The organism is Sorangium sp. So ce1014, from assembly GCF_051521505.1.
GTDB lineage: Bacteria > Myxococcota_A > Polyangia > Polyangiales > Polyangiaceae > Sorangium.
Window position 1 is genome coordinate 4,933,137 of the sequence record NZ_CP150356.1, and the last position, 16,818, is coordinate 4,949,954.

At 71.8% G+C, this 16,818-nt stretch carries 10 protein-coding genes; 6 read left to right on the top strand and 4 right to left on the bottom strand.

Annotation, left to right across the window (positions count from 1 at the left end):
* Positions 1 to 19 precede the first annotated feature (19 nt).
* Positions 20 to 415 (top strand): lactoylglutathione lyase, encoded by a 396-nt coding sequence (gloA, locus tag WME75_RS18750; protein WP_437492715.1) that lies wholly within the window; start codon positions 20 to 22, stop codon positions 413 to 415.
* A 124-nt stretch (positions 416 to 539) separates the two neighbouring features.
* Here gloA and WME75_RS18755 read toward each other — a convergent pair whose 3' ends face one another.
* Positions 540 to 1,457 carry a hypothetical protein gene (locus WME75_RS18755; protein WP_437492717.1) on the bottom strand — a complete coding sequence of 306 codons (918 nt, stop codon included), beginning with the start codon at positions 1,455 to 1,457 and terminating at the stop codon, positions 540 to 542.
* Between the two features lie 312 nt (positions 1,458 to 1,769).
* Between WME75_RS18755 and WME75_RS18760 the strand changes: the two genes are divergently transcribed.
* Positions 1,770 to 2,078: a YciI family protein gene (locus WME75_RS18760; protein WP_437492719.1), complete on the top strand. Its 309-nt coding sequence runs from the start codon at positions 1,770 to 1,772 to the stop codon at positions 2,076 to 2,078.
* 60 nt (positions 2,079 to 2,138) lie between these two features.
* Here the strand turns inward: WME75_RS18760 and WME75_RS18765 are convergent, their stop codons facing one another.
* Entirely contained in the window at positions 2,139 to 4,655 is a 2,517-nt protein-coding gene (locus WME75_RS18765) for a hypothetical protein (protein ID WP_437492721.1), read from the bottom strand.
* A gap of 256 nt (positions 4,656 to 4,911) precedes the next feature.
* Positions 4,912 to 6,204 carry a glycosyltransferase family 4 protein gene (locus WME75_RS18770; RefSeq protein WP_437492722.1) on the bottom strand — a complete coding sequence of 431 codons (1,293 nt, stop codon included), beginning with the start codon at positions 6,202 to 6,204 and terminating at the stop codon, positions 4,912 to 4,914.
* Positions 6,205 to 6,470: 266 nt separating this feature from the next.
* Between WME75_RS18770 and WME75_RS18775 the strand changes: the two genes are divergently transcribed.
* The 3 genes from WME75_RS18775 (at position 6,471) to WME75_RS18785 (ending at position 11,343) form a co-directional block, all read left to right on the top strand.
* Entirely contained in the window at positions 6,471 to 7,934 is a 1,464-nt protein-coding gene (locus tag WME75_RS18775; RefSeq protein WP_437492724.1) for a hypothetical protein, read from the top strand.
* Positions 7,935 to 8,322: 388 nt separating this feature from the next.
* Entirely contained in the window at positions 8,323 to 9,687 is a 1,365-nt protein-coding gene (locus WME75_RS18780) for a TIGR03013 family XrtA/PEP-CTERM system glycosyltransferase (RefSeq protein WP_437492726.1), read from the top strand.
* A gap of 117 nt (positions 9,688 to 9,804) precedes the next feature.
* Positions 9,805 to 11,343 carry a hypothetical protein gene (locus tag WME75_RS18785; protein ID WP_437492728.1) on the top strand — a complete coding sequence of 513 codons (1,539 nt, stop codon included), beginning with the start codon at positions 9,805 to 9,807 and terminating at the stop codon, positions 11,341 to 11,343.
* Positions 11,344 to 11,370: 27 nt separating this feature from the next.
* Here the strand turns inward: WME75_RS18785 and WME75_RS18790 are convergent, their stop codons facing one another.
* On the bottom strand, positions 11,371 to 12,072 hold the full coding sequence (locus WME75_RS18790; RefSeq protein ID WP_437492730.1) for a PA14 domain-containing protein: 702 nt from the start codon (positions 12,070 to 12,072) through the stop codon (positions 11,371 to 11,373).
* A 333-nt stretch (positions 12,073 to 12,405) separates the two neighbouring features.
* On the opposite strand from WME75_RS18790, the gene WME75_RS18795 reads away from it, so the two are divergent.
* Positions 12,406 to 16,740 carry a PAS domain S-box protein gene (locus WME75_RS18795; protein WP_437492732.1) on the top strand — a complete coding sequence of 1,445 codons (4,335 nt, stop codon included), beginning with the start codon at positions 12,406 to 12,408 and terminating at the stop codon, positions 16,738 to 16,740.
* Positions 16,741 to 16,818 lie beyond the last annotated feature (78 nt).

Sequence of the window (16,818 nt, forward strand, 5' to 3'; positions counted from 1 at the left end):
CGGAGGAGAAGGAGTCGGCATGAGGATCTTGCACACGATGCTGCGGGTCGGCGATCTCGAGCGCTCGATCGGCTTCTACAGGGACGTGCTCGGGATGCAGCTCCTGTCGCGGCAGGACTACCCGGAGGGCAAGTTCACGCTGTGCTTCCTCGGCTACGGGAAGAACCCGGAGCACGCGGAGCTCGAGCTCACGCATAACTGGGGCGTGGAGAAATACGAGCTCGGCACGGCGTACGGGCACATCGCGCTCGGGGTGGACGACATCCGCGCGGCCTGCGACCGCATCCGCGCGGCGGGCGGGAAGATCACGCGCGAGCCGGGCCCGATGAAGCATGGCAAGACGGTGATCGCGTTCGTCGAGGATCCGGACGGCTACAAGGTCGAGCTCATCGAGGAGTCGAGCCGCAGCCGGTAGCCCGCGGATCGCGGCCGGCGGGTCGAGAGCGAGGAGAGAGCGCCGGAGGGGAGCGGGCGCGGAGAGGCGCGGAGGCTCGAGGGCCCCCGCGCCCTTCCTCGTCGCGTTCGCGAGGCGCCGGCGCTCAGGCGCTGGCGATCGGCGCGGCGTCGTTCGCCGGCTCGGAGGACGAGAGCGCGTCGCCTTCCGCGGCGGACGCCTCGTCGGCGGTCGCCTTCGCCGACGCCTCGGAGGACGCGCCGCTCGCGGCCGCGGCGGCCTTCTCGGCGTTCGGCCGGCGGCCGCGCGGCTTCTGCAGGAGCGACGGGGCCAGGTCGCCGTCGCCGCCCTCGTGCCAGCGCAGGTAGGCGACGGCGCGGCGGCACTCCTCGTAGGCCTTGGCGACCAGCGAGATCGATCGCGCGCGGCGATCGCTCGCGTCGGTGATCTTCGGCGCCGCCGACGAGCCCTTGCCGGGCTTCGCGGCGAGCGCGGCGAGGAGGCGCACGCCGAGATCCGCGGCGCGCTCGAGCTCCTCGTCCTCGACCGCCGTCTTCGCGCGGACCTTGTCCCAGGAGCTGCGGAACAGCTCGACCAGGGCGATGAGATCGCTCGCGAGATCCGTGTGGCCCTTGCCCTTGCGAATGTCGGCGATGCGCTGCTTGTCGAGCAGGTTCCTGTACGCGAGCGCCTCGGCCGCGACGAGGAGCCCCTCGCGCACGGCGCCGGCGTCGTCGGTGAGCTTCTTCGCGTCGAGCTCGCTCGCCGGCGTGCTGTAGAGCAGGTCGGAGTACCACGCCGCGAGGGCGTAGTCCTCGAGCTCGTCCAGCATCTCGATCGGGTGGTTCGGGAGATCGCGGACGATCTCGTCGCGGAGCTCGCGCAGGTGGGGCAGGGCGGAGAGCACGGAGCTCACGGCCCTGGGGACCTCGACGTAGACGGTCACGAGGTCGTCAGGGCCGAGCTCGAGGAGCTTCGGCTCAACACGGCCGTACGCCGCGAGCGCGGCGGCAGGCGAGGAAGGGAGAATGGGAGCGGGTGCTGCTTTCGGGGGTCGCGCCATACAGATGTCTCCAGCGGAGGGCGCGCACACTGCCAGACGAGAGCGCGAAGGGAAAGGGGGGCGTGCGACCGCGCGGGATCCGCCACGCCGCCGCGCTTCCGTAGGACGGGCCGCCAAGTCAAGCCTGGAGATCGCGATGGTGGCACATTCCGGTGATGCAATGGTTTTTCTCGCTGCCCGTCGCGGCGAGCCCGCTGGCGCGCGTTCGCGCCCTACGCGGCCGCGCGATCTCCTCCGGACGGCGGCCTGGCAGGAACAGGCTCGGCCGGGCGCTGCGCTCTGGTAGATTGCGGCCCGAGGAATCGAGACATCATGTACGCGATTGCGATCATCCGTTACCGGCGACCGCTCGACGAGGTGCTGAAGGTCGTCGACGACCACCGCGCTTATCTGAAGAGGCTGATGGAGCAGGGGCTGCTGCTCGCGTCAGGGCCGCTCGATCCACGTTCTGGCGGGGTGGTCCTGCTCCGGGTGCCGGACGAGGCGGTCGGGGCGACGCTGGATCAGATCCGGGACGGCGATCCTTTCACGAAGCACGGGCTGGCGCAGTACGAGCTCCTGCCCTGGGCGCCGGTGTTCGGGAAAGAGGAGCTCGACAGGGTCTTCTCCGCGAAGCCCTGAAGGCAGCGCCGCGCCGGGATCGCGCCGGCGCCCGCCGCGCCGCCCTGCGCGGGCCGCGCGCTACGGCGCGCCGAACGTCAGCACGCCCGCGTCGTCGGTCGTGTGGGCCCTGCCCGGCGTGACGCGGACCTCCAGGATCGCGCCCCGGGAGACGACGGCCACGTCGTAGCCGGCCTTCGGCTGGAGGCCGGTGATCACGTGCCTGCGCGTCGTGCCGGGCACCTGATAGGACACGGGCCCCGGGGTCGCTCGCAGGTCCGAGCGGAAGAGGACGGCCCTGCCCGCCACCAGGGCGCCCTCGACGCCGGAGCCCTGGGCGCCCTCGATCCGCGCGGCCGCGTCCATCCTCGCGCCCGCGTCCGCGCCTTGCAGCACGTGGAGGAAGCGGACGTCCGCGGGGCCGGCCGGGTCCTCCACGACGAGGCGGTGGGTCGTCGGCTCCATCTGCGCCGCGTCGTCGACGTCCTCGACCGGCACGGCCGTCATGCGGGCGTTCAGCGGCAGGAGGCTCTGGACGAACAGCGTCTGCCCCTTCGGGGTCACGGCGCTGGCCGTCCGGCCCGAGAGCTGCGGCGCCGCGGTCGTCATCAGGTTGAACCGCTTGAACCGGCCGGCGGTGCGCGACGCCGCGCGGTCGTAGACGACCACGTGATCGGGCTCCAGCCAGACGACCGACCGGCTCGCGTGGACGATGTCGAGGGCGGCGTCCGATGGGGTCCAGGCGTTCGGGCGGGTGTTGTACAGATCCGTCGCGATCCCCTCGGCGAACACGTAGCCTGCGCCCCGGCTCATGCGCGCGGTCGGATCGCCGGCGGCGCGCCCCTCGCGCCACTGGCCGCCTCGCGGGGCGAGCTCCTTCTCGAACCAGCGCAGCCGCGACGGCTGGTCGTTCTGCAGGGAGAGCGTGTTGTGGTAGTCGACCGTGGTCCCGATGAGGTTGTTCGAGTAACTCGTGTGCTCCTTGGTCAGCCACTCTCCCTTCCGGTAGAGCTCGATCTGATTGCAGTCGCCGAGCTGGTGGTTGATGGTGACCCAGCCGCACCGCCAGGTGAACCACGTCGCGCTCTTCGTCCAGTCCGAGCGCGCGAGGACGGCGCCGCGGCCCGGCGCCCGCTCGAAGAAGGCGGTGGGCATCGCGGGCCGAGGATCCGCCGGGAGGGGCGCGGCCGGGTCGAAGAGCATGAAGCTCAGGATGGCCCGGCTCGGGGCCGGCGAGCCCCAGACCTTGGACGTGCGCGCATAGAGCGCTGGCGCGCCGCCCTCGATCGCGTTGGCCACGATCCAGCGCGCCTTCTTCAAGCGCGCGGTGTTGCCCGTGAGGTGGTCGTAGACGCCCAGCGAGCCGAACACCTCGGCGAAGCGCGGCTCGACCCAGAGCCGCAACGTGTCGCCGTAGTTCGCCGCCTCGTAGACCGGCCCGAGGTCGGGCATCGACGGGTAGGTGACCGGGCCCGGCGCGATCGAGTGCAGGAATCCGTCCGTGAACCGGTCCCAGTACCCGCTGCCCAGCAGGCCGATCGGAGGGCCTGAGAGGGCGCGGGTGCCGTAGCCGGCCGTGTGGAGCCCGAGGAGCGCCTGGTGGAGGCTCGCGAGGCCCCCGCCGTAGAGCAAGCCCTCCACGGGCAGGCCGCCGCTGGCCACGCCGAGGCCGTCCGGCGAGACCCCGAGGTGCTTGGCCGCGATCTCGGGGGCCTCGAAGACGGCGAAGGCCTGGTAGAGCCAGGCGCCGGTCGCGTCGGCGCGGTAGCTGCGCAGCGTGTTGCCGAGCGCCTCGGGCGGGGCGCTCGGATCGAGCGGGCGGTCGTCCGCCTCGTCCATCGCGAGCGACATCAGCGTGACCTGGCGCAGGTGGCCGAGATAGAAGTTGTTCGCCGCCCACCGCAGCTGGAGCCGATCGCGGAGCAGCGCCGGATCGTTCATGACGCCGACCGGGTGGGGGTGCTCGTTGCCCGCCGTGGCGGCGTGGAGGTTGTCGTCAGCCCACCTGAGGAAGACCTGCCGTATCTTGGCCTTGTCCCCGGCGGTGAGCAGGGGGCGGCCGCCCGCGTCGGTCGCGCCGTAGATCCAGTCCACCGTCAGCGGGAACCCTTCACCCCACCAGCGCGAGCGGTCGCCGGTCGCGAACCCCGGGGCGCGGAAGGGCTTGCCGGCGGCTCGCCCCTTGCTCGCCTCCTCGATGGCGTACATCAGCAGGTTGCGCGCCCTGACGGCGTGCACCGGACGGGCGGCGACGTCCGGATCGATGAGCGACATGAAGGCGAAGAACTCCGCATACGCCTCGGTCGGGTATTGCACGTAGGCGTTTGTGCCGCCGTCCGGCCACGCCGGGTTCGGCCGACCGTTCGGGTAGAAGCGGCCCTCGTAACATGCGATCGCGCCCTGGAGCGCGGGCAGCAGGGCCTCCTTGTACATGCGGTTGCGGCTGTCGGCCGCCCACCCGCGCAGCCTGGGGAGGTGGTCTTTCGTGAGCCAGAGTCGCGGGTGACCGGCGACGGGCGCCGCGTCGGCGCGCGCCGCGCCGCCGACAAGGCACAAAGAGAGCACCGCGGCGGTGAGGATGTGGTGAATCGGTCGCATGCGCTCCTCGGTGTTGCTCGGCGCGAACCGCCGCGCCGGCCAGCGTTGATCAACACCGAACAGCACGCGTCATGCCGGGTACAAGCGTGCACGCCGCGCGTCACCCGGAAAGACGGCGCGCGACGCGGATCCGTCGCACATCGGAGCGGATCTGCCGCTATGCCACGAGAAGATGGGAGCGCTTTTTGTAGATGGCGCTGGGGGGCTCGCCGTCGAGCACGACGCCGGGCCGGTGCCGGCGCCGGCGCCCTCCGCTTCAGGCGGCGACCCGCCCGCCTTCCCCGAACGCCGCCCGCGCGAGCAGCCGCCGCAGCGCCTCCGCGCTCTCCTCCCAGGACGGGGGCGCCGCGTCGGCGAACGCGCCGTCGTCCCAGGTCCGCGCGAGCGCGTCGCGGAGCGCCCGGGCGAGCGCTCCGGCGTCGCGCGGCGGGACGAGCAATCCGGTGCGCCCCGGCGTCACCACGTCCGGGATGCCCCCCACGCGCGTCGCCACCACGGGCCGCGCGGCCGCGAGCGCCTCGAGCACCACGTTCGGGGTGCCCTCCGCCCAGCTCGGGAGCGCCAGCAGATCCGTCGCGGCGAGGTGGCGGGCAACCTGGGAGAGCGGCCGCGCCCCGACCGCGAGGATCCGGCCGCGCCCGTCGCGCAGATCCGCCGGCCCGCGCTCGCGCCGCAGCGCGGCCTGCTCGACCGCCTCCCGCTCCGGGCCGTCGCCGACGACCACGAGGTGGACCGGCTCGCCTCCGTCGCAGCCGTCCCTGCCGAGCGCCTCGAATGCGCGCAGCAGCTCGTGGATGCCCTTCTCCCGGCTGACGTTCCCGACGAACGTCACGACGCGCCCGCGCTCCGGGAGCCCGAGCTCGCGCCGGGCGGCGCCCCGGTCGGCCGGGTGGAAGAGCGCGCGGTCGACCCCGTTGCGGACGAGGACCGCGCGCGCCTTCGGGGCGCCGAGCGCCACGAGCGCCTCGACCATCGGCCGGCTCACGCCGATGGCGTACGCGGCGGACCGGAGCGCGCTGGCGACGAGCGGGCGCACCGAGCGCCAGCGGGCGACGACGTTCACGTCCGTTCCATGGGCCTTCACCACATAGGGGAGGCCGAGCATCCGGGCGAGCAGCGCCGCGGCGCAGGCGTCGGGGTAGAGCCACGCCCCCAGCACGACGTCGAACCGCCCGCGGAGCCCCGGGACGTGCGGCAGGAGCCCCGCCAGGTAAAGCGGCGCGTTCACGGGCGCCAGCACGCGGCCCGCCCCCGGGAGGTACGGCGCGCGCGGGTGCACCACCGAGACGCCGTCGATCTCGTCGCGCTCAGGCACCGCCGTCAGGCGGCCCGGACGCGTGCGCTCGCCCAGGAGCGATACGCCCGGGTGGTACGGGATCGCCGCGAGCACCTCCACCACGCAGCGCCGCGACAGCGCCGCGAGCTGCTGCCGCTGGAACGCGCACGACAGCGGCTCAACCCGGTTCGGAAAGATGCGCGTCACCCAGAGAACGCGCAGCGACCTCGACCTGACTTCCTCCCCCACGCCCGCTTCCGCGCCAGACTTCATGATGTAATATGTATTACACATCACGCTTCCGCCCTCAGCGGGGCAGGGGAGGACTCCGAGGTACGTGCCGCCCTGCCTGCGCACGTCCACACCGCGAGAGCGCGCCCCGCGCCGCGGCCGCGACCTGTCGAGGCCAGATTTGTAATGTTGCAAACATCGACGAACGTGGGACGCTCCGGGCGCCGGGCGTGCTGCCGGGGAGGGGCGGGCGACCGATTCGGGTCGCTCCGCGCCGCGGGGCCTGCCGCTCGACAGCGAGGGGGCGCGTGTTCTCGTTCGTCTTGCCGATGTGGGACTCCGACGTGACGGCGCGGGCCGCGGTGGAGCAGAGCGTGGCGTCGAACGTCGGGGACGTGGGCTCCGGCGCGCTGATGGCGGGCGTCGGGGGCTCGGTCGAGGGCGCGCTGCGCGGCGAGAGCTCGCGCTACGGATTCAGCGTCGACGGGAGCTACGAGCGGGTCTTTCAGATCTCGCTCGACGCGGCGCGAGCCTCGCCGTCCGACAGCGCCTCGGCGCGCCTCGGCGGCGGAGCGGGCTGGGCGCTCTCGCCGCGCGCAGATCTCTCGATGGCGACGGCCGGCTACCTCGCGACCCGCCTCGGCGTGCGCGCCGCCGATGCGCTCGCCACGCGCGATCCGTTCCTGTCCGGCAATCGCCTGCAATACACGCTCTCCGGCGGACCGACCCTGTCGATCACCACGTCGCGGCGATCCGCGGTGCGCCTCGACGTCGGGTACGAGCAGGCGGGCGCGCTCTCGGCCGACGACCCCGCCGCGGTCGGGATCGACGCGCACACGGGGCGCGCCCAGGTGAGCACAGCGATCGAGCTCGGCGCGCTCGACACGCTGACCCCCGAGCTCCGGTACGAGTTCACCCAGTACCACCACGCGCTGCTCGACACCGAGCTCACGCGCGGCGAGGCCCGCGTCCACGCCGGCGTCGCGCTCCTCTCCGCGTCTCACGAGCTCACGCGGAACGCCTCGACGCGCATCGAAGGCGGCGTGACCGTCGCGAGCCCGCCGCCCGTGCTGTCGTCGCGCGACGCGGTGGTCGCGCCGACGGCGCGTGTCGGGCTCACCTACGTGCAGGAGCGCTACCGGCTGACAGCGGGCTATGCCTATGCCTACACGTCGCTCGGGCCGAGGATCGGATTCGGTCACGAGCACGAGGCGTCCCTCGAAGCGAGCTTCCGGCCCGCGCGGGGCGGCGCGACCCGCGACCTCATCGTGACCGGCGTCGCCCGCTTCTCGACCGGCAGCGCCCCGGTCGCCGCGAATCCGCCGCTCCACCTCGCCCCCGGCGCGCCGGCGCCCTCCAGGGAAGGGTCGCTGTCCACGACGACGGCGCTCGCCGGCGCGGAGATCGCCTACCCCTTGGCGCGCGGGATCGCGCTGCGCGGCGGCGTCGATCTGGAGTACGTGCGCGCCGCGCTCGACCCGGCCCCGAGCGCGGGCGAGGCCGGCGGCTCGCTGAGGAGCATCGTCATGGCCGGGATCTCGGGGACGCTGTCGACGGATCGCCACCGGACGGTGCGCCGCGATCCCGACAGCGCAGGGGACGACGAGCGCCGCACCGCGATGATCCAGGGGATGCCGTCCGGCCGCTGGCAGCCGCCCGAGCCGGGCCGAGAGCGCGACGACCGCGACGGCGCCCCCGGCGAGACCCCGGGCGAGACGCCGCCCGCGCGCGCCGGTGAATCCGGCACGCCCGCGACGCGCGAAGCGCGATAAGCCGCCTCGACACGTCGACACGCTTCCACACCCCCGAGCCCAGCGCGCTCCCGGCCCGGAGCGACGCGCCCGCCGCGCGGCGGATCCGCCAGAGCCCTTAGCGCGCACCCTGGACGCGACGTATGCAGTCCGTCGACGGTGTTCTTCCGTCGCAACCCCTCTCGACTGCCTGTACATCACCAGCGCAATCGATCGCGATGAGGTCAATTGCGCCGCGCTCAGCTTCGCGCGGGGCGGCTCAGTCCGCCGCCGATGAACGAGATTCGTCGGAGGCATCTGGCGATCTGCCCCGGTCTGCTCTAGTGTGGGCTCAACTACAACCGTGTGTGCCCCGCCGGAGGCGATGCGCTGTGACGCGCGACCGCCCGGGGCCGACGAGAGTGGAGGGATGATGCTGGAGCTGTTCCGGTCGCCGCGCCGGGCCATGGTGTGGTTTGTCGAGGCCAGCCTGCTCTCGCTTCTGGTGTGTTGCGCGCCGGGCGTGCTCGTGGGCTGGGAGCACGCGCTCGACGGAGCGCGCTTCGGACAGACGTTGAGCATCTCGCTCGTCGCGCTGACGTCGCTCTACTATCACGGCCTCTATGGGCCCGAGCCGCCCAGGGCACGCGCGCTGTTCCTGACGACGTTCCGGGCGCTCGGCCTGGCGGCGGCGGTGCTGTGGCTCGCGTTCTGGCTCGTGCCGGACGCCGAGGTCGGCGATCGGGTGCTCCTGACCTCGCTCGGGGCGGCGGCGATCGTGCTCCCGGCGTGGCGCGCGGCGTGCAATCGGGTGCTGAGCAGCGAGAGCTTCTCCAAGGTCGCGGTCGTGCTGGGGTCAGGCGAGCTCGCCCGCGCCTGCGCGGCCCTCATCCGGAAGGACGGAGACGTCCTCGGGCTGCGCCTCGCCGGCCGGGTGGTCAGGGACGAGGAGCCGATCGACGAGCCCGAGATCGCGGGAAGGTACCGGGATCTCCTGCGCCTCGTCGAGCAGCGCGGCGTCGCGGCCGTGATCGTGGCGACCTCCGAGCGCCGCGCGGCGTTCCCGCTGGAGGAGCTGCTCGATCTGAAGTTCCGTGGGGTCCAGATCGAGGAGGGCATGGACTTCTACGAGCGCGTGACCGGCAAGATCTGCGTGCGCGAGCTGAAGCCGAGCCAGATCATCTTCTCTCACGGGTTCAGCGTGCGGCGGCGGACGCTCGTCGCGAAGCGGATCTTCGACGTCGTGTGCGCGACCGCCGGGCTCGTGATCGCATTGCCGCTGATGGCGCTCACGGTCATCGCGGTGAAGCTCGATTCCACCGGTCCGGCGCTCTATTCGCAGATCCGGACAGGCGCCCTCGGGAAGCCGTTCAGGATCCACAAGTTCCGGTCGATGCGCACTGACGCCGAGAAGAACGGGGCCGCGTGGGCCATCGAGAACGATCCGCGCGTGACCCGCGTCGGGCGGTTCATCCGGAGGACGCGGCTCGACGAGCTGCCGCAGCTCTGGAACGTGCTCGTCGGGGAGATGAGCATGGTGGGGCCGCGGCCCGAGCGCCCCGAGTTCATCGAGGCGCTGGAGAAGCAGATCCCCTTTTTCCGGCAGCGGCTCTGCGTGAAGCCGGGAGTGACGGGGCACGCGCAGGTGCGCTGCCGTTACGGCGCGTCCGCCGAGGACGCGCTGGAGAAGCTCCAGTACGATCTCTATTACATGAAGAGCTTCTCGCTCTGGTTCGATATCTCCATCCTCATCGACACCGTGAAGGTCGTGCTCTGGCGCATCGGCGCGCGGTGAATGCTCGGGCTGCCGCCGCGTGCAATGGCTGCGCTCTTTACCGCCGAGGCCGGTGGCGCGGCCTCTGCAGAGAACACTCGCGGGATCGGCGAGCGTCGATCTGCGGGGGGATCAGCGATGAAGACGCAGATGAAGGCGAGCCTCGTGAGCTCGGTATTCCTGGTCCTGGGCTGCGCGGAGCTCGACCGCGCGCCGGAGGAGAGCGTCGCCGTCGCGGCGAGCAGCCTGAACGGCGCGACCTTCCGGTTCATCGAGGGTGGGCCCGTGCCCTACGTGCTGGGTTACTCGCCCGAGACCGGCCAGATCCTCGGCGGCTCCCACCAGCTCCTCCTCCCCGGGCGCGGCGCCCGCGAGGCGATCGACGGCGCCAACCTGCCCTTGCACCTGCACCCCGAGCTCCAGGGCGCCCGGCTCCGGCTCGACTCGACGCTGCTGGGCGGCGAGGCGCAGACGAACGCGTTCGCCTCGAACTGGTGGCCCCAGCGGCAGAACGGCATCGCCGACCGCTGGAACTCGACCATCAAGAACTACTCGGATCGGACCTCCGACCCGGACAACCTCTCTCCCGTCGAGAAATACGACGTCCTCTTTCACTCGGGGCAGACTGAGTCGCTCGCGAGCATCGCCACGTGGAGCACGGACGATCTCCGGAGGCCCCAGTACCTGCGCAACCCTCCTTATATCCAGCCGGCGGTGGTCGTGGCCGGTCCGGCCACGCGCTGGGAGCTGCAGCATCACGGGCTCTACCAGGGCGTCTATCCGGAGTACTGGTGGGGACACTGCAACGGGTGGTCAGCCTACGTCGCCGCCGAGGACGCCGTGCCGCGCCGCGACGTCCGCGTGAAGCTCGTCGGCTCCAAGGTGACCGAGTGCGCCGCGGCGGAGACCGACTGCGTCCTGTTTCGCATGGCGGACATCGAGGCGCTCATGAGCGAGCTCTACTTCAGCGACGCGGTGACCTTCTCGGGGCGCCGCTGCGAGACGCGGGCGGATCGGACGGCGCGCGACGTCTACGGCAGGCCGATCGACCCCGCCTGCCGCGACCTCAACCCCGCCACGATGCACGTCGCCATGACCGGGCTGCTCGGGGTCGGCGCGAAGCCGCTCGCCGGCGAGTCGACCCAGAAGAAGCGGCTCATGTTCATCGTCGACCACACCTGGGACCTGGAGGTGTGGAGCTTCCCCGTCAAGCAGTTCGCGATCGACACCATCGAGGAGGTGAACCCACAGGAGGTCGCGCGGCTCATGTGCGGCGGTGCCTATATGGGCGCTGACTGTTACAACTACCGGTTCAACCCGGGCGCGAGGCGCTTCGTCCGCGTGGCCGCGCGCTTCTGGATGATCTCCGATTCGGTCACCGGCGAGACGCTCCTCCGCCCGCCCGCTCAGCGCGACGTCCCGCTCTCCGTCTCGGAGCTGCACTACGTGCTCGAGCTCGACAACGACCTCACGATCCTCGGGGGTGAGTGGATCAAGAACCCGTCGATCGTCAACGGGATCAACGGCAGGGAGCTCCACCCGGATTACCTGTGGATGCCGATCCGGGCCCAGGGCGCGGGCGAGGACACCGACGATCTCGGGGGCGAGGAGGACAACCCCTACATCTCGTACGCGAAGGTCAAGGCGCTGCTCACGCTCGCGCAGCGCGGCGGCTGAGGGGGCGCGGCCCCGCCCGCGAGGGGCTCAGAGCACCCGGGAGATGTCGAGGATCTGCCGCGCGCTCTGCGGGGGCGTCACGAAGAGCTGCAGCGCGATCTCGAAGCGCGGCCCCTGGAAGTAGCCGACCCGGATCCGGTGCTTGCCAGGCTGGAGCATCACCGAGCCCTGCGCGCCCTGCGGCTCGTGCCGGCCGTCGTTCTCGACCACGAGGTGATCGTCGATGAAGAGCCTGGAGCCGTCGTCCGAGAGCAGCTCGAACTGGTGCGCTCCGCTGCGCGCGGTCACGAACTCTCCCTCGTACGAGATCTGGAACCACTCGTTGCGGCCGCCGGGCACGCCCGGGAAGCCGCTCTGCCAGGAGCGCGGCGAGATATCGAGCCGCGACGTGTAGAGGACCGCGACCGGGCTCAGCGAGGCGGTGTTCAGGAGGTGCGACGTGCCGTTCGGCACGAAGTACACGAGGCCGCGCAGCGCGTTCACCCCGGAGGCATGCGGCCCGCCGAAGTCCGTCGGCTGACCGACCACGACGACCCCCGGCGGCGCGGCGGGCACCGCGTCGATCGTGATCACCGCGCCGCTCACGAGGACCGGCTCGGTCCGCTGCGGCTGCGTCACAGCGCAGCGCCCGACGAGCACCGCGGCGCCCAGGGTGACCACCACGACGCACGCCGCCGCGGCCTTCACCGTGACGGATGTCGCCTTCCACCAGATAAGAGATCGACTCATCAAGCGCTCCGTATCTCCGCGGCCGAGCCGGCCGCTCGGCGGCCATGCATGCGAAGATGATGTGATTTGTCAAGGAGAAGCGTCGCATTCGCGCCCGCGAAATGGACTGAGGCTGTTCGAGTCACAGGCGCTGTCAGGTGGTCGTGCCACAGGAGATGACGGTCGGGTAGATCCTTATGAAGCTCCCCTGGCGCGCTTTGTGCCGACGCTCTCTGGCTGTTGTCCCGGACGTGTACTAAACGTCGGAGCGCTTTGATGCGAAGTGACGGAGAGAGCCGCAATACCGCGACGGGCGCCCCGTCGCCCCAGCGACCGCAGTTGGCCGACAGCCTCATGGTCGCTCTCGGAGCGTCGGCGGGCGGCCTGGAGGCCTTCAGGAGCTTCCTCTCGGCGATGCCGCCCGACAGCGGGTTCGTGTTCGTGCTCGTGCACCTCGAGCCGCACAGCGCGGTCGTGATGTCGCAGCTGCTCGGGGCCCACACGGCCATGCGCGTGCTGGAGGCGGCGGACGGGCTGCCGATCGAGCCCAACCACGTCTACGTCACCCCCTCGAACGCCACGCCGACGATCCAGGACGGCGTCTTTCGGCTGAGCCGGCTCGTGGATCCGCGCGGGCCCCGCACGGCGATCGACGCGCTGCTCCGGTCGCTCGGCGAGGAGGGGAAGCAGCGGGCCGTGGCGGTGGTGCTCTCCGGGTCGGGGCACGACAGCGTGACCGGGCTCAAGGTCGTCCGGGAGCACGGCGGGCTCACGATCGCGCAGCACCCCGCGACGGCCGCCCACCCGGAGATGCCGCGGCACGCGATCGAGGCGGGGCTCGTCAATTGCGTGCTCGCCATCCGCGACATGCCCGCCGCGCTGCTCGAGTACGCGCGGCGCCTCCCCGCGGAGGAGGATCGCGCGAACCTCGTCGAGGAGATCGCCGCGCGGCTGCCCGAGATCTGCGCCCTGATCATCGAGCGCACGGGGCACGACTTCCGCCAGTACAAGCGAACCACGCTGCTCCGGCGGGTGCAGCACCGGGCCCAGGTGGTGCGGGCGACCTCGATCGCCGACTACATGACGCAGCTCCGGCGAGAGGCGGACGAGCCGATGCAGCTCGTCCGCGATCTCCTCATCGGCGTGACCGACTTCTTCCGCGACCCGGACACCTTCGAGGCGGTGCGGGCGGAGCTCGTGCCGGCGCTCTTCGCGGATCGCGGGGCGGACAGCCCGCTCCGCGTCTGGGTGCCGGGCTGCGCCACCGGCGAGGAGGTCTACTCGATCGCGATGCTCTTCATGGAGCACATCGAGGCGCTCCCCGCGGCGCCGCGCGTGCAGATCTTCGGCACCGACCTGGACGACCAGGCCATCGAGATCGCCCGGCAGGGCCGCTACTCCAGGGAGGCGACGCGGCTCATCTCCTCGGACCGCCTCGCGCGCTTCGTCGTCGCCGAGGAGGGCGGCACCTGCTCGGTCGCCAAGGCGATCCGCGACGTCTGCGTCTTCTCCCGGCACGATCTCACCAAGGACCCGCCGTTCTCGCGGATCGATCTGATCTCGTGCCGCAACGTCCTCATTTACCTCGAGGGCGAGTTCCAGAAGCGCGTGCTCGGCCTCTTCCATTACGCGCTCGTCGAGGGCGGCTACCTGCTCCTCGGCCCCTCGGAGAGCGTGTCGCAGCGGACCGAGCTGTTCCGCGCGGTCGACGGCAAGCGGCGCCTCTTCCAGAAGAAGCGCGTCGTCGGGCACGCGCTGCCGCGGCTCCCGCTCGGCGAGCGGACCGGGGCGACCCGGCGCGCCAGCGAGCTCGTGCGCCGCAGCGCCTGGTCGCCGGAGCAGAGCATCGAGCGCACCATCGAGCGGTGCCTCCTCGAGCGCTACGGGCCGCCGTGCGTCGTCGTGAACGAGCAGGGCGACATCGTGTACCTGTCCGGCCAGACGGGGAAGTACCTCGAGCCGTCGACGGGGGCGCTCGACGTCAACGTCTCGAACATGGTCCTGCGGGCGCTGCGCCCCGAGGTGCGGTCGGCCGTGCACCGCGCCGTCCGGATGCGCGAGCAGGTGGTCCACGAGAACATCGCGGTCGAGACCCTCGGGGGCACGCAGCGCCTCAACCTCGTCGTGCGGCCCCTCGGCGGCCTCGATGACGATCTCGGCCTGTTCGTCGTCCTGTTCGACGAGCTCCTGCCGGCGGCGCGGGGCGAGACCCCGCCGCTCGGCCCGCGGCGGGAGAGCGCGCCGCTCCTCGACCAGCTCGAGCACGAGCTCAAGGCCACGCGGGAGCACCTCCAGACGACGATCGAGGAGCTCGAGACGTCGAACGAGGAGCTCAAGAGCTCGAACGAGGAGCTCCTCAGCATGAACGAGGAGCTCCAGAGCCTGAACGAGGAGTTCGAGACGCTGAACAGCGAGCTCAAGGCGAAGATCGAGGCGCTCGACGCGACGAACGACGACCTCCAGAACCTCCTGCTCAGCACGCAGATCCCGACGGTGTTCCTCGACGACGAGCTCCGGATCCGGCGGTTCACGCCCGCGGCGACGGAGGTCTTCCGGCTGATCGAGGGCGACGTCGGCAGGCCCATCCTCGACATCGCGGCGCGCTTCGACGCCTCGTCGCTCGCCTCGGACGCGCGCGACGTCCTGCGGACGCTCGCCCCGAAGGAGCGGGAGGTGCAGCTCGACGACGGCCGCTGCTGCTACGTGATGCGGGTCCTGCCGTACCGCACGCTGACGAACGTCATCTCGGGCGTGGTCATCACGCTCGTGGACGTGACCCGCGTGAAGGAGGCCGAGGTGCAGCGGGGCCAGCTCGCCGCGATCGTCGAGTCGGCCGAGCAGGCGATCCTCGGCGCGACGGTCGACGGGGCCATCACGAGCTGGAACGCGGCCGCGGAGCGGATGTTCGGCTACGGCGAGAAGGAGGTGACCGGCCGCCCCGCGCACCTCATCGTCGCGCCCGAGCGCGCCGACGAGATGCGCGCCGTCCTCGATCGGGTGCTCGCCGGCGAGCGCCTCGAGCCGGTGGAGACGGTGGGGATCGCGCGCGGCGGCGCCCGCGTCGACGTCTCGATCAGCGTCGCGCCCATCCACGACGCCGGCGGCAAGATCATCGGCGCGTCGGCGATGCTGACCGACATCACCCGCCGCAAGCGCGCGGAGGAGGCGCTCCGCGCGAGCGAGGAGGACTTCCGCACGATCTTCGAGAGCGCGGTGGTCGGCAAGGTCCAGTGCGAGCCCGGCGCGGGCCGCTTCGTGCGGGTGAACCGGAGGTTCGCCGCCATGCTCGGCCACGAGGCGGCGGATCTGCTCGGGAAGGCGCTCCTCGACGTCACGGCCCCGGAGGACGCGAGCGCCGTCGCCGAGCTGTACGAGCGGCTCCTGCGCGGCGAGATCAGCGACTTCGCGATCGAGAACCGCTACGTGACGAGGGACGCGAGGCGCCTCTGGGCGAGCACCACGGTGACGGCGATACGGGACGCGGGCGGCCGCATCGCCCACACGATGGCGGTGGTGCAGGACATCACGCGCCGCAAGCAGGTCGAGGCCGATCTGATCACGGCGCGCGAGGCCGCGGAGCACGCGAACCGCACGAAGGATCAGTTCCTGGCCGTCCTGTCGCACGAGCTCAGGACGCCGCTCACGCCGGTCGTCACCGCCGCGTCGCGGCTGCTCCGCCGCGACGATCTGGTCGACGATGTCCGCCGGAGCGTCGAGATGATCCAGCGCAACGCCGAGCTCGAGGCGCGCCTCATCGACGATCTCCTGGACCTGACGCGGGTGGTGCGAGGCAAGCTCGAGCTCATCACGCAGGCGGTCGCGGCGCGCACGGTGATCGAGCACGCGATGGAGATCTGCGCCGATGAGGTCGACGCCAAGAGCATCCGGCTGACGCTCGACGTCGCTCCGGGCGAGCACTGGGTCTCGGCGGACGTCGCCCGGCTGGAGCAGGTGGTCTGGAACCTGCTGAAGAACGCGGTGAAGTTCAGCTATCCCGGGTCGCAGATCGAGCTGCGCTGCTACCACGAGGGCGCGCAGGTGGTCATCGAGGTGCGGGATCAGGGCGTCGGCATCGAGCCCGAGGTCCTGCCGCGGATCTTCGACGCGTTCGAGCAGGGCAACGCGGACACGACGCGGCACTTCGGCGGGCTCGGCCTCGGGCTCGCGATCTCGCGCGCCATCGTGCAGCTGCACGGCGGCACGATCACGGCGTCGAGCCCGGGGCGGGGGGCCGGGGCGACCTTCCGCGTCCTGCTGCCCTCCGCGAGGCCGCCTGCGGCCGTGACGCCGGCGCAGGCGAAGGCCGCCGGGACGGCCGCGCCGAGGCGCGCGCTGCGCATCCTGCTCGTGGAGGACCACGAGGACACGGCGGAGATGATGAGCGAGCTGCTCACGCTGACCGGCCACACGGTGCGCATCGCCCGGAGCGTGCGCTCGGCGCTCGACCTGGTCGGGGCGGAGGCGTTCGATCTGCTCGTGAGCGACCTCGGGCTCCCCGACGGCAGCGGCACGGAGCTGATCGCGTCGATCCGGTCCGCCGGCAACGAGCTCAAGGCCATCGCGCTGAGCGGCTACGGGATGGAGGAGGATCGCCGCAAGACGATACGCGCCGGTTTCGTGGAGCACCTCATCAAGCCGGTGAGCTTCCGCGACCTCGATGCGGCCATCCAGCGCGTGATGGCGCGGTGAGCTCCGCGCGCTGGGACGCGTGAGCCCGCGCCTGCGGCCCAGCGGAAGGCGGCCTGACGGTCGAGCGTCAGAGATCCG